The 19,318-nt window shown below is 62.9% G+C and carries 18 protein-coding genes and 1 tRNA gene; 5 read left to right on the forward strand and 14 right to left on the reverse strand.

Features of this window, described 5'->3' with window-relative positions; translation table 11 throughout:
- The first annotated feature begins 22 nt into the window (after positions 1 to 22).
- Positions 23 to 1,273: a PLP-dependent aminotransferase family protein gene (locus NEZ08_RS17825; RefSeq protein WP_298109601.1), complete on the forward strand. Its 1,251-nt coding sequence runs from the start codon at positions 23 to 25 to the stop codon at positions 1,271 to 1,273.
- 3 nt (positions 1,274 to 1,276) lie between these two features.
- On the opposite strand, the gene NEZ08_RS17830 is transcribed toward NEZ08_RS17825, so the two are convergent.
- From NEZ08_RS17830 to NEZ08_RS17890, 13 genes are all read right to left on the reverse strand, one after another.
- The gene (locus NEZ08_RS17830; RefSeq protein WP_298109604.1) at positions 1,277 to 2,548 is read right to left on the reverse strand and encodes an amidohydrolase/deacetylase family metallohydrolase; all 1,272 of its coding nucleotides are present in this window, start codon (positions 2,546 to 2,548) and stop codon (positions 1,277 to 1,279) included.
- A 141-nt stretch (positions 2,549 to 2,689) separates the two neighbouring features.
- On the reverse strand, positions 2,690 to 3,508 hold the full coding sequence (locus tag NEZ08_RS17835; RefSeq protein WP_298109605.1) for an aldo/keto reductase: 819 nt from the start codon (positions 3,506 to 3,508) through the stop codon (positions 2,690 to 2,692).
- 157 nt (positions 3,509 to 3,665) lie between these two features.
- A complete protein-coding gene (locus NEZ08_RS17840) occupies positions 3,666 to 4,145 on the reverse strand; it encodes a hypothetical protein (RefSeq protein ID WP_298109608.1) in 480 nt (159 codons plus the stop codon).
- Between the two features lie 143 nt (positions 4,146 to 4,288).
- Positions 4,289 to 5,266 carry an ABC transporter ATP-binding protein gene (locus NEZ08_RS17845; RefSeq protein ID WP_298109611.1) on the reverse strand — a complete coding sequence of 326 codons (978 nt, stop codon included), beginning with the start codon at positions 5,264 to 5,266 and terminating at the stop codon, positions 4,289 to 4,291.
- The gene (locus NEZ08_RS17850) at positions 5,263 to 6,252 is read right to left on the reverse strand and encodes an ABC transporter ATP-binding protein (protein ID WP_298109614.1); all 990 of its coding nucleotides are present in this window, start codon (positions 6,250 to 6,252) and stop codon (positions 5,263 to 5,265) included. Before NEZ08_RS17850 ends, NEZ08_RS17845 begins: the two co-directional genes overlap by 4 nt.
- 10 nt (positions 6,253 to 6,262) lie before the next feature.
- Complete coding sequence (locus NEZ08_RS17855; RefSeq protein ID WP_298109617.1) at positions 6,263 to 7,186, reverse strand: ABC transporter permease; 924 nt, start codon at positions 7,184 to 7,186, stop codon at positions 6,263 to 6,265.
- Positions 7,183 to 8,124, reverse strand: a complete 942-nt coding sequence (locus tag NEZ08_RS17860; RefSeq protein WP_298109620.1) for an ABC transporter permease — start codon at positions 8,122 to 8,124, stop codon at positions 7,183 to 7,185. Before NEZ08_RS17860 ends, NEZ08_RS17855 begins: the two co-directional genes overlap by 4 nt.
- A gap of 19 nt (positions 8,125 to 8,143) precedes the next feature.
- Positions 8,144 to 9,745: an ABC transporter substrate-binding protein gene (locus tag NEZ08_RS17865; protein WP_298109623.1), complete on the reverse strand. Its 1,602-nt coding sequence runs from the start codon at positions 9,743 to 9,745 to the stop codon at positions 8,144 to 8,146.
- 159 nt (positions 9,746 to 9,904) lie between these two features.
- The gene (locus tag NEZ08_RS17870) at positions 9,905 to 11,074 is read right to left on the reverse strand and encodes an amidohydrolase/deacetylase family metallohydrolase (RefSeq protein WP_298109732.1); all 1,170 of its coding nucleotides are present in this window, start codon (positions 11,072 to 11,074) and stop codon (positions 9,905 to 9,907) included.
- A 145-nt stretch (positions 11,075 to 11,219) separates the two neighbouring features.
- Positions 11,220 to 12,107: an MBL fold metallo-hydrolase gene (locus tag NEZ08_RS17875; RefSeq protein WP_298109627.1), complete on the reverse strand. Its 888-nt coding sequence runs from the start codon at positions 12,105 to 12,107 to the stop codon at positions 11,220 to 11,222.
- A 36-nt stretch (positions 12,108 to 12,143) separates the two neighbouring features.
- Positions 12,144 to 12,935 carry an alpha/beta hydrolase gene (locus tag NEZ08_RS17880; RefSeq protein ID WP_298109628.1) on the reverse strand — a complete coding sequence of 264 codons (792 nt, stop codon included), beginning with the start codon at positions 12,933 to 12,935 and terminating at the stop codon, positions 12,144 to 12,146.
- A 257-nt stretch (positions 12,936 to 13,192) separates the two neighbouring features.
- Positions 13,193 to 13,969 carry an SDR family oxidoreductase gene (locus NEZ08_RS17885; protein ID WP_298109631.1) on the reverse strand — a complete coding sequence of 259 codons (777 nt, stop codon included), beginning with the start codon at positions 13,967 to 13,969 and terminating at the stop codon, positions 13,193 to 13,195.
- A 28-nt stretch (positions 13,970 to 13,997) separates the two neighbouring features.
- Entirely contained in the window at positions 13,998 to 14,696 is a 699-nt protein-coding gene (locus NEZ08_RS17890) for a GntR family transcriptional regulator (RefSeq protein WP_298109634.1), read from the reverse strand.
- A gap of 136 nt (positions 14,697 to 14,832) precedes the next feature.
- On the opposite strand from NEZ08_RS17890, the gene NEZ08_RS17895 reads away from it, so the two are divergent.
- The 3 genes from NEZ08_RS17895 to NEZ08_RS17905 are packed head-to-tail and all read left to right on the forward strand — an operon-like array spanning position 14,833 to position 17,731.
- Positions 14,833 to 15,780 (forward strand): 3-hydroxyacyl-CoA dehydrogenase, encoded by a 948-nt coding sequence (locus NEZ08_RS17895; protein WP_298109637.1) that lies wholly within the window; start codon positions 14,833 to 14,835, stop codon positions 15,778 to 15,780.
- Between the two features lie 32 nt (positions 15,781 to 15,812).
- Positions 15,813 to 16,739, forward strand: coding sequence for a 3-keto-5-aminohexanoate cleavage protein (locus NEZ08_RS17900; protein WP_298109639.1), 927 nt, complete (start codon positions 15,813 to 15,815; stop codon positions 16,737 to 16,739).
- A 20-nt stretch (positions 16,740 to 16,759) separates the two neighbouring features.
- The gene (locus NEZ08_RS17905) at positions 16,760 to 17,731 is read left to right on the forward strand and encodes a tripartite tricarboxylate transporter substrate binding protein (RefSeq protein ID WP_298109642.1); all 972 of its coding nucleotides are present in this window, start codon (positions 16,760 to 16,762) and stop codon (positions 17,729 to 17,731) included.
- Positions 17,732 to 17,986: 255 nt separating this feature from the next.
- On the opposite strand, the gene NEZ08_RS17910 is transcribed toward NEZ08_RS17905, so the two are convergent.
- Positions 17,987 to 18,063 (reverse strand) — tRNA-Pro (locus tag NEZ08_RS17910).
- 236 nt (positions 18,064 to 18,299) lie between these two features.
- On the opposite strand from NEZ08_RS17910, the gene NEZ08_RS17915 reads away from it, so the two are divergent.
- Positions 18,300 to 19,289, forward strand: a complete 990-nt coding sequence (locus NEZ08_RS17915; RefSeq protein WP_298109644.1) for an L-threonylcarbamoyladenylate synthase — start codon at positions 18,300 to 18,302, stop codon at positions 19,287 to 19,289.
- Positions 19,290 to 19,318: the final 29 nt, after the last annotated feature.

Genomic DNA, 19,318 nt, shown 5'->3' on the forward strand with positions numbered 1-19,318 from the left:
CAAAAAGAGAGAGACCGCGCCCATGACGGCAACCACCTTTGATTTTGCCCCGTTGCTTCCCTCGGGCCTGCCACCCGCTGCGGCAAGGTGGACGGGGCTGGCAAAATACAGCTTTGTCGGCGGCAACAACGATCCGGAGCAGCTCCCGCTCACCGGGCTGATCGATGCGGTCAACGCCGTGATGCGGCGCGAGGGGCGGACGCTTGCAACCTATGGCCTCCAAAGCGGCCCGCAGGGGTATCTGGCTCTGCGCAAGTTCCTCACTGCGAAACTGAAACGCGACGCCGACATCTCCTGCTCTGCCGAAGACATCCTGATCGTTTCCGGCTCGCTCCAGGCACTCGATCTGGTGAACGCCACGCTGCTGGCCCGCGGCGATACCGTCATCATCGAGCGAGACACTTACCAGGGCGCTTTGAACCGCCTGGCGCGGCTTGGGATCAACACGGTCGGCATTCCGCTCGACCGGGACGGCATGCGGATGGATGCCCTCGCCGACGCGCTTGCCGATCTCAAACGCCGAGGCATCACGCCGAAATACATCTACACCATCCCGACCGTGCAGAACCCGACCGGCACCATCATGCCGGAGACGCGGCGGCTCGAACTGCTCAGGCTTGCCGAGCAATATGGCGTGCCGGTCTTTGAGGACGATTGCTATGCTGACCTGGCCTGGGACGGCAAGCGCCCGCCAGCGATTTACGCCATGAGCAAGACTGCCAACGTCATCCATATCGGCTCATTCTCGAAATCGATCGCACCGGCACTGCGCGTCGGATTCATTGTCGCGCCGTGGGCCGCGCTGTCGCGCATCCTGCCGATGAAGACCGATGCGGGCAGCGGCGCGCTGGAGCAGATGGTGCTTGCCGAGTATTGCGTGTCACATTTCGAGACGCATGTGCCGGCGCTGCGGCGCGGCCTGCGCGCCAAGCTCGACACGCTGATGGAAGCGCTCAACGAGCACTTCGGCACGGCGGCGGAATTCGAAGAACCGAAGGGCGGCATTTTCCTCTGGGTCAAGCTACCCGACCATGTCGATACGATGAAGCTCTACCAAGCCGCGCTCGCCGCTGGCGTCTCGATCAATCCCGGCCCGGAATGGTCGACCGACAAGGCCTATGCGGGCAGCCGTTTGCGGCTGTGTTTTGCAAGCCCGACGCAGCAGCAGATACGTGAAGGCATCGCGACGCTCGCCGAGGTCTGCCGAAATGAGTTCGGTGTGCCGGCGCGCAGTTCGAACAAGGAGCTGCGCGCAGAAGCAGCTCCGCGATGAGACCTATCTCACCGCAAATGGCGCCTGATATGGCCGGCCGAACGGCACGCCGTTGATGACGGTCTGCACCGGCTTCAACTGCACCTTGCCTTCGCGCTTGTTGTTGCGGGTATCGACGAAGGTGACGGGTCCCTCCACCACATCCATGATGGTGACGTCGCCCGGTGCGCCGATCTGAAGGGTACCGATCTTGGGCGCGCGATTGATGATCCTGGCCGGAGCAATGGTCGCCATCGCCACCACCTGCTCGAGTGAGAAACCCATGGCCATGAACTTGCTCATGACGTTGGGCAGGTAAGGCAGACCCGGCGAATTGCCGGAAAAAACATGGATATCGGATGAGAGCGTATCCGGTGGGCAGCCGGCGGGAATTGCCACTTCCGCCACCGTGAAGTCGAAGCTGCCGCCGCCATGGCCGACGTCAAAGATCACGCCGCGCTGCTTGGCGGCGAGCGCGGCCGGCAACAGCTTGCCGTCCTGCACGATATTGGTGAAGGCACCGGCCATGTTCGGCGCGCCGGAATAGCAATGGGTCAGAACGTCGCCCGGCCGCAGCAGGTTGAGAATATCGGTCATCAGCTGCGCAGTCTCGACGCCACCGATATGCACCATCATCCGGGCCGGCCAGCCGCACATCTCGCAGGCCTGGATACCCCGCTTGAGCGGTTCGATGCCGTGCTTGAAGATCACGTTCTCGGACATCCGCACCTTGACGCCGATGAGGAAGTCCGGATTTTCGGCCAGCCCCATCGCGCAAGCCTCCACCTGGGCATTGTCGATATTGTACAATTCGGCCACCGGAAAAGCCGACAGACCATTATTGGCAATGTGCAGGAAGGCGTACATCCTCGCCCGCGTTTGCGCGACGATGAAGCGGCGCAGCGCGGCGAGATTGTTGACGCCGGCGTCGCCGGCCGACACCACGGTCGTGGTGCCCTGGAATTGCACGAGCTCGTCGGCGGGAATGCCGATCGCCGAGCCGTAAGGGTAGACGTGACAGTGCAGGTCGACGAGGCCGGGCGTCACGAGCTTGCCAGAAGCATCAATGGTCTTGAGCGCCCGCGCGGGTGGAATTTCCGGTTCGACCGCCTCGACCACGCCCCAGCGGATGCCGATGTCGCGTTTGCCGCGCAAGGACTGGCTGGGATCGAGCACATCGCCGCCCTTGATCACCAAGTCGAATTTGTCGGCCGGACCCATCGCGGCCATGGTCGGGCCCGACAGGGCGGCGGCGGCCGTGCCGGCGAGAAAATGACGGCGTGACAGTGCGGACATGCTGGCGTTCTCCCCAAAAGATCGATCGTTTCTTATGGTTCGATGATGCGACGGGTTGTGTTTTGGCGCAAGCCGTAGGCCGCGCCCTCATCGACACGAAGTCGCAGGCCTACCGCGCCGGCCTGGTCAGGCAATCGCCGGCTAATCCCAGACCGGCGCGAAGCCCGGCGATACGCACCGCCGATCCTTGGGCAGGTTCGCGATCGCCTGACGGTCCTCATCGTCGAGCCCGATGTTCAGAGCCTCGAGATTGGCGCGCTGGCTCTCGGCGCGCGAGGCCTTCGGGATCGCGGCCACACCGTCTTGATCGAGCAGCCATTTCAGGGCGACCTGGGTGGCGCTTGCGCCATGCTTCCTGCCGATCGCAATGAGCGTTTCGTTGGAAGCCGCCCTTCCCTGCACCAGCGGGCAGTAGGCCACCAGCGGAATCGACTTGGCGGCAAGATAGTTGAGCAAACGGGTCTGATCGAGCATCACGTGATACTCGACCTGATTGCAGGCGATCGGCGCCTTGATTTCTTCGACCACTTTCCGGAGCAGCGCGACGTTGAAATTGGCAACGCCGATCGCGCGCGTCCGGCCTTCCTGCTTGAGCTTCATCAGGGTTTCGAACATCGCCGGCAGGTTCATGTTCGGCGCCGGCCAATGCACGAGATAAAGATCGATCTGGTCCAGCCTGAGCTTCTTCAGGCTCGCATCGAAGGCGCGGCGGATCGCGTCCGGCGCCAGATTGTCATTCCAGACCTTTGTCGTGACATGCAACTCGTTGCGCGCGATCTTTGACGCGGCCAGCGCTGCGCCGATCGCCTCTTCATTACCGTACATTTCGGCCGTATCGATGTGGCGATAGCCGAGCGCGAGCGCACTTTCCACCGCAGCGCGGCAGGCGTCGCCTTGCATGCGGAAGGTACCGAGGCCCAAGCGCGGCAGGCTGATGCCCTGGGTTTGCAGTTTTTCCATTGATGAACTCCAAAGACCGGCAGCCCTGGCCGCAGCAAGGGCGCCTTAGAAACACGAGAGCGGCAGGATTTAGGACGAAATGAGCGTCCCGCCGCTCATAATGTGCGGGGCCGGCGGCATTCAAATCAAGATGGCGTCAGCGGGCGGCCGTCCGAGACTATCGCTTCCAGTTGCAGATGCCACCCGACCTGCACGGCCAGACCTGGATACGGGTATCGCGGGCCTGAGCTTCCACCGGATTTCGTCCATGAAGCGCAACCAGCGCCCGTGGCTTGCGTGGTGCCGCCGCTCGTTCAGCACGCCCATGGGCGAGATGCATGCGGGGGGCGACCCTGTGCGCGGGCTCGACGTTGGCCGCCGACTTGCTTTCGGCATGGACCGTCTCCGCAGGCACCGCTTTGGGATCGACCACCAGTTCGGCGTCCGCTTGCGTGGCCTTGTTGCCGCGGTCGACCGTCACATCCAGCGGACCGGGGGTGAAGCTGGTGGCTGGGCCGAGCGGCGCTGGCGACAGCACCGCCTTCGAGAGGTCGAGATTGAGGAATTCTTCAGGACGGTATGACTGGGCAGCCGTAAGCCCGCTCCAGAGCAGGGCCGCGCCAATGGCCGCCAACAATATGCCGCGCTTTATGACCACCAGGGACTCCTAAAAGGGTACCTTCCGCAGCAATCTATCTATGGCGCGTGGCGGCCAATTCCAGTGGATTCGGCAGGCAAGGTTACCGTATGGCCGCAGACCCGGCGGCCGGATTTCACCTGGAAAATCGACGGTCGGGCATTTTACGGCAAGCTTTCGAGATGGCATGCCGCCCACTGCCCTTCCGCGGTCTGACGAAGCTCCGGCTCCTCGGTACGGCAGCGGTCGAACACATAGGGACAGCGCGTGTGAAAGCGGCAGCCGCTCGGCGGATTGATCGGGCTCGGCACGTCGCCCTTCAGGATCATCGGCTTGCGGCGCACGGTCGGATCGGGCACCGGCACCGCCGAAAGCAGCGCCCTGGTATAGGGATGCTTCGGTTCCGCAAAAATCCGGTTGCGCGGCGCCATCTCGACGATCTTGCCAAGATACATCACCGCGACGCGATGCGTCATGTGCTCGACGATCGCCAAATCATGGCTGATGAAGAGCAGGGCCAGACCGAATTCCCGCTGCAGGTCCTGCAAAAGGTTGACGATCTGCGCCTTGACCGAAACATCGAGCGCCGAGACGGCCTCGTCACAGACGATCAGGTCCGGTTCGGCGGCAAGCGCCCGGGCGATGCAGATGCGCTGGCGCTGCCCGCCGGAAAATTCGTGAGGCCGGCGATCCAGCGCGTCGCGCGGCAGCCGCACCGTGTCCATCAATGCGGCGATTTTCTCTTCAAGTTCCGCGGAGGATTTGGCGAGGTCAAAATTGCGAATCGGCTCCGCCAGAATGTCGCGCACGCTCAATCGCGGATTGAGGCTGGAAAACGGGTCCTGGAACACCACCTGCACGCGGCGGCGGATCCGGCGCAAACGATCGGCCGAGAGATCGTCGATGCGCTGACCGTCGAGCACGACCTGGCCAGCGGTGACATCGAACAGGCGGAGAATGGCGCGTCCGACCGTCGATTTGCCGCAGCCGGATTCACCGACCAGCGACAGCGTCTCGCCGCGCGCGATTTCGAAAGACACGCCATCGACGGCATAAACACGACTGGTGCTGCGGCGGAAAAGTTTGCCGCGGATGGGAAAGTGTTTCTTCAGGTCGTTGACCTGCAATAAAGGAGCGTTCATGCCGCGGCCGCCTCCTTTTTGGCAAAATGGCAGGCGGCGTAGTGATGCGACGACTTTTCCTCCAATCCCGGCGCGACCTGGCGGCAGAGATCGGTGGCGAGCGCGCAGCGCCCGGCGAAAGCGCAGCCCATGATACGCTGTTTCAGGCTCGGCACCTGTCCGGGAATCTCGGCGAGCCGGCCGGCATCGCCGGAGAGCGACGAGCCGAGCCTGGGCACCGCGCCGAGCAAACCTTGGGTGTAAGGATGGCGTGGCGTGCGAAACAGGTCCGCGACCGACGCCTCCTCCACCTTGCGGCCGGCATACATCACCATGACGCGCTCGGCGACCTCGGCGACTACCCCGAGATCATGCGTGATCAGGATCACAGCGGCACCGACCCGGCGTTTCAAATCCAGCATCAGTTGCAGGATCTGGGCTTGGATCGTGACATCGAGCGCCGTGGTGGGCTCGTCGGCGATCAGAAGCTTCGGATTGCAGGCGAGGGAAATCGCGATCATCACGCGCTGGCGCATTCCGCCCGATAGTTGGTGCGGATATTCCCTGACCCGCCGCGCCGGTTCGGGTATGCCCACCAGGGCCAGCAACTCGACGGCGCGCTTTTCGGCCGCCTCCTTGCCGAGCCCCTCGTGCAGGCGCAGCGTCTCGCCGATCTGGCGGCCGACCGTCAGCACCGGATTGAGGCTCGTCATCGGCTCCTGAAAGATCATCGAAATCTCGTTGCCCCGGATATCGCGCATCTCGCGATCGCTCAGCTTCAGAAGATCCTTTCCACGAAAGCGGATCGAACCCGCGATCTTGCCGGGCGGCTCGGGAATGAGCCGCATCAGCGACATCGATGTCACCGACTTGCCGCAGCCGGACTCGCCGACGATCGCCAGCGTCTCGCCTTCGTTGACATGAAACGAGACGCCGTCGACGGCGCGGTTGATGCCGTCCGGGGTGCGGAAGTGAGTCTGGAGATTTTCGACTTCAAGCAACGCCATCGGATCGAACCTACAGATTTTTGGCCATGCGAGGATCGAGCGCGTCGCGCAGGCCGTCGCCGACCAAATTCACCGCAAGCACTGTGATCGAGAGAAACGCGGCCGGGAAGAACACGAGGAAGGGCTTCACCTGCCAAAGCGCCCTGCCCTCCGCCATGATGTTGCCCCAGGAGGGAATCGTCGGCGGCGTGCCGGCGCCGATGAAGGAAAGGATCGCTTCTACGATCATGGCGCTGGCGCAGACATACGTGGCCTGTACCAGGAGCGGCGCCAGCGTATTCGGCAGGATATGGCGGAGGATGATCATAGGCGTTCGCGTCCCGCAGGCGACCGCTGCATCCACATAGGGCTGCTCCCGGAGCGAGAGAACGACACCGCGAACCAGCCGCGAGACGCGCGGGATTTCTGCGATCGTGATCGCCATGATGACGTTGCCGACGCTGCCGCGCGTCAGGGCCATCAGCGCAATAGCGAGCAGGATCGGCGGGATCGACATCAGCCCGTCCATGATGCGCATGATGATGGCGTCGGCCCATCGCACGAAACCCGAGACGAGCCCGATGGCAAGACCGGCGAGCGTGGCGAGCAGTGCCACCGAAAGGCCGACGGTGAGCGAAACGCGCGCCCCGAACATCACGCGCGAATAAACGTCGCGGCCGAGCGCGTCCGTACCGAACCAGGACAGTTCCGACGGTGGCCGCATGCGCTTCGCGGGCGCCAATGCCGTAGGATCCACGGTCCAGAGAACCGGCGCAAAAATCCCGATCAAAACCAGGATCAGCAGTATTGCCCCGCCAATCGCGACGGTCGGGTTGTTCCTCAGGAAGCCAAACACGCCGCGCCTGACTTGCACCGGAACAAGCAAGTCGGGCGCTTGCGGGGCGACGACGAGCCCGGGCGGCAGCACCGCTGAACTGGTGGTCGAGACGGTCAATAGCGGATCCTCGGATCAAGCAGCGTATAAGTGACGTCGACCATCAGATTGACGAGCGTGTAGAGGAAGGAGAACATCAGGACGATACCCTGGATTACCGGGTAGTCGCGGCGCAGGATCGCATCGACCGTCAGGCGTCCCAAACCCGGAATGGCGAACACACTCTCGGTCACCACCGCACCGCCGATCAGCAGTGCGATACCGATGCCGATTACGGTGACGATCGGCACGGCAGCGTTTTTCAACGCGTGAACGAACAGAACATCACGCTGCCCGAGACCTTTGGCGCGGGCCGTACGGACATAGTCCTGTTGTAACACTTCCAGCATCGAGGCCCGCGTGATGCGCGCGATCAGCGCGATATAGACGCTGCCAAGTGCGACAGATGGAAGAATGAGACTCTGCAGCCACGGCCAGAACCCTTGGGAAAGCGGCGTATAGCCCTGGACCGGAAGCCAATCGAGCTCGAGCGCAAAGACATAGGCCAGAACGTATCCGAGCACGAACACCGGCAGCGAAAATGCGGAAACGGCAAACGCCATGATCGAGCGATCGATCCAGCTGCCGGCTTTCCAGGCAGCGATCACGCCAAGCGGCACGGCGATCACGAGGGTGAGCGCCAGCGTCAGCATCATCAGCGAGAGCGTCGGCTCGATCCGCTGCGCGATCATGGAAGTGACCGGAAGATTGGTGAAGATCGAGGTGCCGAGATCGAGGTGCAGGATCCGCCAGCACCAACCGCCGAACTGGACCAGGAACGGCTGATCGAGACCAAGGCTCTGCCGAATTCGCTCGACGTCGGCCGGGCTTGCCTGATCGCCGGCAATAACCGCCGCCGGGTCGCCCGGCGCGATGTAAAGCAGGCTGAAGACAAACAAAGCGACGATCGCCATCACGGGGATGGTGACCAGAACGCGCCGAAGGATATAGGAGGCCATGGTCGCCTTACCGCCCGCGTCAGGCGGTTTTCGATACGCCCCAGAAGAACGGTACCGGCCCCTTGACGATCCCTGACACGTTCTTGCGCCAGGCCGTGTAATTCAGGAAGAAGCCGGTCGGCGCATAGACGACGTCCTCCAGCGCGGCCTTGTTGAGACGGCGGACCGCGGCCTTTTCCTCATCGAGTGTCTTGGCATCGAACCAGGCTGTGACTTCATTTTCCACGGCCGGACTATTCGGCCAGCCGTACCATGCCTTGTCGCCGCTGGCCCGAATGGCGATGTAGACGGCGGGATTGATACAATCCGCGCCAGCGTGCCAGGTGTGGAACATTTCCCAGCCACCCTGGCTGTGAGGCGCCTTTTGAGCGCGCCGCGTACCGACCGTGCCCCAATCAGTGGCGACGAAATCGACATTCATGCCCATGCGCTTCAAGAGATCGGCCGTAACATCGCCCTGGGCCTTGGTTATCACCTGGTCCTGCGCCACGATGCAGGAAACCGGCTCGTTGGCGTAGCCGCTCTCGGCGAGAAGCTTCTTGGCCGCATCCATATTGCGCATCTTGAGGATCTCGCCGCCCTCTTCCGTGTAAAGCGGCGTATTGGGCGTGAAGTAGCCCGGCAGCGGCTTCCAGAGCGAGGTGTCGTCCCCAACCAGCGCGCGCATGTAATCTTCCTGGTTCATCGCTGTCAGCACAGCGCGCCGCGCCTTCACCTTGTCGAAGGGCGGGTGAAGATGATTCATCCGGAATGAGCCAATGTTGCCGAGCGGATCGGCGATATCGACATTGATGTTGCGGTTTTTCCGCAAGACGGGGACGAGATCGGGAAGCGGATTTTCCCACCAGTCGACCTCACCGCTCTGCAGCGCGGCTGCCGCCGTCGCCGGATCAGGGATCACGACCCATTCGATCCGATCGACCAGCATCTGCTTGCCGCCGGCAAACCATGAGTTCTTTTCCTGTCGCGGCACGTAATCGGCGAATTTTTCAAACGCCGATTTGGCGCCCGGCACCCATTCGCTCCGTACGAACTTCATCGGGCCGGAGCCGATATATTCGTTGATCTGCTTGAACGGATCGGTCTGGGCGATGCGCTCCGGCATGATGAATGCGCAAGGCGTGCTGTTCTTGCCGAGCGCCAGCAGCATTTTCGGATAAGGCTTCTTCAGCACCCATTTGAAAGTCTTGTCATCGACAGCGGTCAGCTCGTTTTGAATCGCCTTGAGCATAAGTCCCATGGAATCGCGGTTCGACCAGCGGGTCAGGCTCGCCACCACGTCCTTGGCACGCACCGGCTCGCCGTCATGGAATTTCAGTCCGGGCCGCAGCTTGAAGGTCCAGGTCAATCCATCACTGGAAACCTCCTCGGACTCCACCATCTGGCGCTGTGGCTGCAACTTTTCGTCGACGCCGTAGAGCGTCTCCCACACCAGCACGGCCGCGTTGCGCACGACATATTGCGTGGTCCAGACCGGGTCGAAATTCGCAAGATCCGCTTGCGGCACGAGGCGTAGCGTGCGCGCCGCGGCGCCCTGGGAAATCGCCGGCATCGGCATTCCGCCCGTCGCTGCAAGCGTGCCCGCTCCCGCCAAGCCCTTCAATACCGTTCTGCGATCCATTTTCCGACCTCCCAGTTCCGAATGGCCACCGCGATTAGGCTCTAAAGAAGCCCGACGCGCAATGCGGTTCGTTTGCTTGCAAACGGTATGCCAACGCCCTGCCGGTTAGCCCGGTCTGGATGGGCGGCTTTAGAGAGATCAGAGCATTTTCGGCGGGAGTTAGCCAGCTAGCCTTTTGAATTTCGGTGACTCCTGCGGATGCCACCAGCGCCCGCCGATGACGACGCCTTCGGATACGATCTTGCGGTCGCCCATCAGATGCTCGCCGATGACGTCTTCGTAGTCGAACTTGCCTTCCCTTATCGTAAGCAGGGTCGCGTCGCCGACGCTTCCGACCTTGAGACTGCCGAGTTCGGGACGCCGCAGCGCCATCGCTGCATTGACGGTCGATGCCGCGATCACGTCCGCAAAGGGCATGCCCATGCACAGGAATTTCGACATCGTCGTCACCTGGTCGTAGGCCGGACCATTGATGCAGAGCAGATGAACGTCGGAGGAAATCGTATCAGGATAGAAGCCGTTGGCGAGCATCGCGCGCGCGACCTTGAAGGCGAAGGAACCTTTGCCGTGACCGATATCGAACAGCACACCGCGCTCGCGCGCTTCCAGCACGACCTGTTTCACCGTGCCCTGCGCAGAGACCGCCGAATTGGGGAACGGCCGGAAGGCATGCGTCAGAACGTCGCCGGGGCGCAACAGGCTGACCACCTCTTCATAGCTGGGTGGTGGGTGGTCGATATGCGCCATCAGCGGCATGCCGACTTCATTGGCGACTTCCAGGGCCATCCGAAGCGGCACGATGCCGGACGTGCCGGAGGCGTGCAGTCCGACCCGGACCTTGATGCCGACGATAAGGTCGCGGTTGGCGTCCGCGACCTGAACGGCATCGATCGGATTCATCAGCCGCATCTCCTCGCTTTCGCCGACCATGACGCGGTTGGAGAAACCGAAAATGCCGGCATGAGAAATATGCAAATAGGCCAGGATGCGGACCTGGCTCGGTTCAATCACGTGCTTGCGGAAGCCCGCGAAATTGCCGGGACCAGCGCTGCCGGTGTCGATCGCGGTGGTGACGCCTGACGTCCGGCAGAACTCCTCGGCGTCGATACCGAGCGAAGTGCCTCCCCAATAGACATGGGTATGCAGGTCAATCAGGCCGGGCGTGACGATCGTACCCGACACGTCGCGCACCTCCGTGCCGGGATCGGTCTTGAGCGCGCTTCCAACCGCGGCAACCTTGCCTCCGGCAAAGGCGACGTCGATGACGGCATCGAGCTTTTGGGAGGGATCAACCACGCGGCCGCCGCGCAAGACCAGGTCGAAAGGCATCATGATCTCCAGGTGAAGGTCAAAGAACGCGACGGAGGATGTTTGTCGCGCGGAATAATTGAGCAAATACGGGATCGAGTGTCACGCCTGACGAAGCGTCACACCGCCGCATTTTTCCACACCACGACCACAGGGATGGCGATTGTCAGGTCTGCTCGAAGCTGTGAACCCATGCCTCAGGATACAGCGCGTAAGCGTCGCCGCGCCGCGCCAACCGACCGAAGCCCGGGAAATGCGTATGCATCCCCGCAACAAGAATGCGGTCGGCACTGACCCGATCGAACATGCGCTTTCGCGACGCAGCAGCCATGGCAAGATCGGTATCGAAGCCCATGCCGGCTTCCGGAAACGCGGTCTGCACCTCCGGCACGTGAACCGTGTCGCCCCAGATCATCAGTTGATGATCGCCCGATGAAATGAGATAGGCCGTGTGACCCGGCGTATGCCCTTGGCTCGGAACCGCGGTCACGCCTGGAAACACTTCGCCCTGCCTGAACAGGCGTGTGCGGTTCTTGTAGGGCGCGACCTGCTCGCGGCCGGCAAGGAAAAACAGTTTTTTCGATCGCTCGTCGGCCTTCGCCATGGCGCCATCGTCGAACCAATGCGGCAGTTCGTTTTCGTGCATGACGAGTTCCGCATTCGGAAACAGCAATGCGCCGTTCGACATGTCGGTCAGGCCGGCGGAATGGTCCGGGTGCATATGGGTCAGCAGCACGGTGTCGATCGATTTCGGATCGATGCCGCCCGCCGCGAGATGGGTTTGCACGAAGCCCGCGGTCGGCATCAGATAGTTGCCAGATCCGGTGTCGACGATCGCCGTGCGGCCTTTCGAATGGATCAGAAACGTGTTGACGCTCGTGCGCCGCGCGGGGCGGAATGCATCACGCAGGATCGCATGCGCCTTGTCGAGGTCGACATTGCGCATCACCTCGAGATTGCCGTCAAGATAACCGTCGCTGACGGCGGTGACGATGATATCCCCGATCTTGCGGTGATAGATGCCGGGGATCTGCTGGGCGGGCTGTGAAGTCATGGGGCGACCTTGCGACAGTGAGGAAGCGAAGGCCCGTCAGGCATCGACGGACCGCAGGAATTCATTGATGCAGCTGGCGATCAGATCAGGGGTCTGCACCGCCATATAGTGCCCGGTGCGAACTTCGACATAACGCGCGCCCGGTATCGTCTCGCTCACATCCTGCGCAATGGCCGGCTGACGGACGCGATCGAGGCTCCCGCCGATCACGAGCGCCGGGCACCTGATCTTGCTCAACGTCTCCGGCATGTCGGCGTTCACCAGCATTCGCCAGATCGTCGCGTAGCTGAAGGGATCGTTGCCGAGCCAGCGCGCGCGGAATTGCGCAAAGCGTTTGCCGTCCCCGCGCAGCTCCGGTGGGTAGCCGTTCAACATCGAATCCTCGACGGCCGACGCCATGCCGAGGGCCTCGATCCTGGCAACGCGTTCAAGGGCGGCCGGACGGCGCGCCGCCTCGATGCCGGTAGCGGGGCTGCCGGCGATGACCGCGCTTGCGCGGCCCGGATATTGAGCCGCGAATTGAAGCGCGATCGCGCCGCCGACGGCTATGCCTGCAAGTGCCACCTTGCCGGTTATCTGGAGTGTGTCGAGCAGCGCGGCGATATCGGCGGCCATGGTGTCAAAGGTGAGTTCGCCGCGCACCTTCTGCGACATTCCGGCCCCGCGAGTATCGTAGCGCAGAACACGGCGCGATGTCGCAAGATGCGGCGCGACCTCGTCCCAGCTTTCGAGCGAGCCGCCCATTTCGTGCACGAGCACCAGTATGCGATCGCCCGCGCCGCTCAGCTCGTAGCGAAGCGCAACACCGTCCAGTTCGATAAAGGGCATTTGGCGCTCCGGGAGCTGCAAATCTCAGGCATGTTCGAATTGAGCAAATCGTCGGGCTGCTGTCATCGGCCGGTAAGGCGACGCCACCTCTGCGTTTTTTGCAGCAACCGGAAGCGGAGCTCTCGCAAACGCGAAGGCGCCTGGTGCCGACTTTCCGAAGTTCGCGCTCCGACTCAGCCAAGGACCGCTTTTCTATTTGACGTTGCTGGATCGAATTGCTGCGTCTGGGGCAGGAACGTCAAACAGGCGGCACCGGCCTATCCCAGCATTTGCGTGTCACCGCAGATCGAGATCGCCTGTCCCGAAATGGTTCTCCCGCGCGGGCTGCACATGAAGAGGATCTGATCGGCAAGCTGGTCGGGCGTCACATATTCCTTGATCGAGGTATAGGAGAATGCGGTGCGCTCCATCTCGGCATAGGAGATGCCGCGCTGCTGCGCTTTTGCTTCCAGCACGCGGCGCTGCCGGTCGCCGGCGACGAGCCCGGGAAGGATCGCATTGACGCGGATATTGTCCGGTCCAAGCTCGATCGACAGCGACTTGGTGAAGCCGATCACGCCCCATTTCGCCGCTGCATATGGCGTTCGCATCGCAAAGCCGAGGCGTCCGGCCGCCGACGAAATATTCACGATCGAGGCATTCTTGCTTTTGCGCAGTTCCGGCACGGCCAGCCGCGTGCAGTTGAATTGCCCGGTGAGGCAGATGTCGACGCAGCGGTCCCAGTCTTCCGGGTTCATCTCCTCGACCTTCGAGGTCGGGCCGGCAACGCCGGCATTGTTCACCAAAACGTCGAGCCCCCGCAGGTTGCCGATCGCCTCGTCGAACAAATGCTTCACGGCCTTGCGGTCGGAGACGTCGCACTTGGTCTGGGTGATCGCGGGATCGGACCTCCCAAGGGCCGCGAGCGCCGCGTCATCGACGTCGCAGGTGTGCACTTTCGCCCCCTCACGCACGAATGCGCGCGCGATCGCCAGCCCAATGCCGTTGGCGCCTGCCGTCACCAGCACACGCAAGCCGTTGATGTCGAGATTCATGGTCACTCCAGAAACGTTGTCGAGAAAGTCAGTCAGCGAGTCCGCCGCGCGACAAAATGACCTTCGCCGCGCCGCTGATGTCGGCGTCAACGCAGGCGCGCGCCCGGGTCGGTTCTTGAGCGGCGATTGCGCGGCGCAACTCGGCATGGAAGCGGATCGCATCGCCCTTGGCGAGCCGCTCCGGGTTGGCCCTCAGATCGAGGTTGATCACGGGGCCGGCCTTGAGCCACAACGCACGAATGATTTCGACGAGAACCGGAGAATGCGACGCTTCGTAGACCGCGAAGTGAAAGGCCTTGTTGAGTTCGACGGCCCGCGGCAGATCGGGCTTCGCTTTCCTGCTCTCCGCCCGCATCGCCGCTTCGGCCGACGCGATCGCGGCTAGATCCACATCGTTGCGGTGCAATGCGGCTTCAGCCGCCGCGTGCCCCTCGATTGCAATCCGTACCTTGGTCAAGTCGCGAAACTGCGGCGCCGTCATCAGCGGCACGCGCACCGCGCGGTTCGGCGCCACTTCCAGCGCGCGGTCGGCGACGAGCCGCGACACCGCTTCACGCACCGGCATGATGGAGACACCGAGCACATCGGCAGCCGCCCGCAGCGACAATTTTTCACCGGGCGCCAGCCGGCCGGACATCAGCAGGTCGGCCAACCGCGCGTAGGCGCGCTCGCCCAGGGTCTGACGATCGAGCGGCTCAACCAGGTTGAGTGCGGCCGGAAAATTCAACGCGTCATCTCCCACCGCCCCGGCTTCCGCCGACGGCGTGTTTGCGAGGGGCTCGACAAGTCTGCCGTCTTCTGCAACTCTAACTGTGATCACAGATCACGGCAAGCGCGCACATAAGGCATAAAGAAGGGCAGGCATGGCCAACGCTGAACGCAACGTCGCCATCGTCGGCGCTGGATTGATTGGACGGGCCTGGGCCGCGATCTTCGCGCGCGCCGGATGGAACGTGCGGCTGACCGATCCGCATGTGGCGACGCTCAAGGCGGCTCCGCGCCTCATTCGCGACGAGTTGCATATGCTGGCGCGCCATGGGCTCGCGGATGATCCCGATGGCGCCGTCGCGCGCGTCTCGGTGGCGGGCAGTTTCGAGGAAGCAGTGCGCAACGTCGAGTTCGTCCAGGAGAACGGACCAGAAAAGCTCGATGACAAGCGGGTCATTTTCGCCCAGCTCGATCGGCTGACGCAAAAGGATGCGCTGCTCGTCTCCTCGACCTCGGCGATCACAGCCTCGCGCTTCACCGAGGATCTGCCGGGCCGCACGCGCTGTCTGGTCGGCCATCCCGTCAACCCGCCGCATCTGGTGCCGCTGGTCGAATTGTGCGGCGCGCCGTGGACCTCGCCCGAGGCGATCGACCGGGCGCGTGCGATCTATCGCGAAATCGGCCAGGTGCCGGTCACGATCAATAAAGAGATCAACGGCTTCGTGCTCAACCGCCTGCAAGGGGCGCTCCTTGCCGAAGCGTTCCGCCTGGTGGGCGAAGGCTATATTTCGGCCGAAGACCTCGACCACACCGTGAAGGACGGGCTCGGCCTGCGCTGGTCGTTCCTCGGCCCGTTCGAGACCATCGAACTCAATGCGCCCGGCGGCATTCCAGATTATTGCGCCCGCTACACTGGTTTCTACAAGGAACTCGCCGCCACCGCGGCCGGTCCAGCGGTCTATGAGAGTCCGAATGTCGATCGGGTGATCGCAGGCTGGTCCTACCCGCCGGACGCCGAGCGCATCGGGACGCTGACCGCGCGGCGCAACGAACGCCTGGCTGCGCTCGCCGCTCACAAGATCAAGCAAGCCGGCAAGTCCTGACCCTATCTCTCTCAACAAAAAGGCAAAAACCAATGGCCCCTCGCAAAGTCATCATCACCTGCGCCGTGACCGGCGCGATCCACACGCCCTCGATGTCGAAGGCGCTTCCGGTGACGCCGCAGGAAATCGCCGATGCCGCGGTCGAGGCGGCGGAAGCGGGCGCAGCGATCGTGCATCTGCATGCCCGCAATCCCAGGACCGGCCAACCCGACCAGAGTCCGGAAGCCTTCGCGCCGTTTCTGAAGGTCATCAAGCAGCGCTCCAACTGCGTGATCAACCTCACCACCGGCGGCGCACCGACCATGACGGTGGACGAGCGGGTGCGCCCGGCCGCGACCTACAAGCCGGAAGTCGCTTCCTTGAACATGGGGTCGATGAACTTCGGCTTCTTCGGCATGCTCAACCGCTTCAAGAAGTTCGAGCTCGAATGGGAGCGCAAGCACGTCGAGAACAAGGACATCGTGTTCCGCAACACGTTTCAGGATATCGAATATGTCCTTACGACGCTTGCGGAAAGCGGCTCGCGCTTCGAGTTCGAGTGTTATGACACCGCCCACCTCTACAACCTCAAATATTTCCTCGATCAGGGTCTGGTGAAGCCGCCCTTGTTCATCCAGACCGTATTCGGCCTGCAAGGCGGCATCGGCGCGCATCCCGACGACGTGCTGCACATGAAGCGCACCGCCGACCGGCTGTTCGGCGACAAGATGATCTGGTCGGTGCTGGGCGCCGGACGCAACCAATTGCCGATCGCGGCGATGGCAGCCGCCATGGGCGGCAACGTCCGCGTCGGGTTGGAGGACTCGCTGTGGGCTGCGCCCGGGCGGATGGCGGCCTCGAACGCCGAGCAGGTGCGGCTCGCACGCAAGATCATCGAGGGCCTTGGCCTGGAGATCGCGAGTTCCGACGAAGCGCGCGAGATCCTCCATCTGAAGGGCGGCGACAAGCTCGAGGTTTGAAGCGCAAGCTGGGGGCGATCGTGACGAGATACTGGGCGGCGATCTTTCTGATCGTGAGTGGACTGGGCGGCGCGCAGGCGTTGGCCGAGGATTATCCCACCAGAACGATCACCATGATCGTCCCCTTTGCGGTCGGAGGCCCCGCCGACATCACGGGGCGGATCGTTGCCGATATTTTCTCCCGCCGTCTCGGCCGCAGCGTCGTGGTGGAAAACGTCAACGGCGCCGGCGGCACCATCGGGGCACAGCGCGTCGCGCGCGCTACGCCTGACGGCTACACGATCCTGTTCGGCCACATGTCGACCAATGCGCTGGCGCCCGCGTTCTATCCGAAACTGGGGTACGACCCGCAAAAGGATTTTGAGCCGGTTGGACTGGCGGCCGAATATCCCGAACTGCTCGTTGTCCGCAAAGATTTTCCTGCCAAGAATTTGCGCGAATTTGTCGCCTACGCCAAGGCCAATGCCGACAAGCTCAACGTCGGTCATGCCGGGGTCGGCTCGATCTCCTATATCGGATGCCTGCTCCTCAATTCGGCGATCGGGATCAAGCCGACCCTCGTCCCGTTCACCGGAACGGCGCCGGTATTGAACGCCATGCTCGCGGGCGAAATCGACTATGAATGCGATCCGGTGCTCGGGACGCTGTCGCAGGTCCAGACCGGCGCAGTCAGGGCCCTGGCGATTGCCGCCAGGCACCGCAGCCCGATGCTGCCGGAGGTGCCGACCTCCCACGAACAGGGGCTCGGGGAATTCGACATTGCCGTGAAGTACGCGGTATTCGCGCCGGCCGGCACGCCAAAACCTGTTATCGACAAGCTTGCCGCCGCCCTCGACGCAGGCCTCGAGGAAGACGCGATCAGGAAGCGGCTCGCCGAGCTCGGCGCCAACAGCATCGAGCCCGCCCGCCGCGGCCCCAGGCCGCTTGCCGAGCTCGTGAAAAGCGAGGCCGCGCGGCTGATTCCGATCCTTCAAGCCGCCGCGAACAAATAGAGAGGCGAAAACCAGCTTTGGCGGGCCACGGATTAATCATGGCAGCCAGGGCTGCGATTTTGAAATTCCTGTCAGTTTCGCGGCAAGTTCGTCATAGGAACTTCAAGTCCAAGCCGCACTGGAAACCATATTTTGCTGAAGCTGCCTTGAGTCCGAAGCTCGCATCGGAGATCGCCCCAATAGCTTGCGAACTTCGGAATCGGAGCTCCAGTCGTTGCGCTGGAAAACAGCAATATCTAAAAGGAGTTGGAAGAATGGTCGGAGCGGCAGGATTCGAACCTGCGACCCCTGCGTCCCGAACGCAGTGCTCTACCGGGCTGAGCCACGCTCCGACAAGATGGCGGCTTATAGCGTCCGCTTTCGCGCACTGCAAGGAGCCGGATTTGAGGATTTTGACGCCCAGTAACCGCCGATCTGAGGTCCCTGCCCCGCAAGCGGCGAATTCGACCCGGGACTTCAGATCGACAAAGCGGTACTAGAATTAATAAATCTGCAAGTGCCCATGGCTTTCCGAAGTTCGTGAAGGCGGGTGCTGCAATGGAGCACGAACTTCGGAAAGTGGGCACTAGTGAAGCTGGGCCTGAAAACACAGATCTTGCCGGCCGATGCCGCTGCCGTGGCGGAGGCCGCTCGCTGCCTTGCGTCAGGCGGCTTGGTCGCCTTCCCCACCGAGACGGTCTATGGGCTGGGCGCCGATGCCGCCCAGGGCCCTGCCGTGGCCAGGGTCTATGAAGCCAAGGGCCGGCCCTCCTTCAATCCCCTGATCGCCCACGTCGCCGACCTCGCCTCGGCCCAGGCGATCGCCCGCTTCGATGCGACCGCCTTGAAGCTTACGGCGGCGTTCTGGCCGGGCCCGCTGACGTTGGTCCTGCCCAAAACCGCCCATTGCCCGGTCGCGGAACTCGCCACTGCCGGTCTCGATACGGTCGCGCTCCGCATTCCCGCCCATCCGGTCGCGACAGCGCTGCTGCGCGCCTTCGGCGGGGCGGTGGTCGCGCCGTCCGCCAACCTTTCGGGCCATGTCTCGCCAACCACGGCAGCGCACGTGGCAAGCGACCTTTCCGGACGCGTGGATCTGATTCTCGATGGCGGCGCGGTCCAGGTCGGCGTCGAATCCACCATTGTTGCGTGCCTTGAAGAGCCGATGCTGCTGAGACCGGGCGGGCTGCCGCGCGAAGACATCGAGCGCGTGCTTGGCCGTCCCCTCAAGCGGCTGCCGGAAGACGCGGCGAACGATGACGACAAGCCGCTCGCACCGGGCATGCTGGCCTCGCATTACGCGCCGCATACGCCGGTTCGGCTCAACGCCGTCGACGTCGCGCCCGATGAGGCGCTTCTCGCATTTGGTCCTGCCGCGGTGAATGGCGGCCATGCAGCAAAAGCGGTCATGAACCTGTCGGCAACGGGCGATCTTGCCGAGGCCGCCGCCAACCTGTTTGGCTATCTTCGGACGCTCGATGCGAGAGGTGCGCGCGCCATCGCCGTGATGCGGGTGCCGCAACATGGCCTGGGTGAAGCGATCAACGACCGGCTGCGCCGCGCTGCGATCGGCAGATAACGACAGACAACAAAAGCAGACAAGAAAAG

This window comes from Bradyrhizobium sp. (assembly GCF_027451485.1).
Lineage (GTDB): Bacteria > Pseudomonadota > Alphaproteobacteria > Rhizobiales > Xanthobacteraceae > Bradyrhizobium.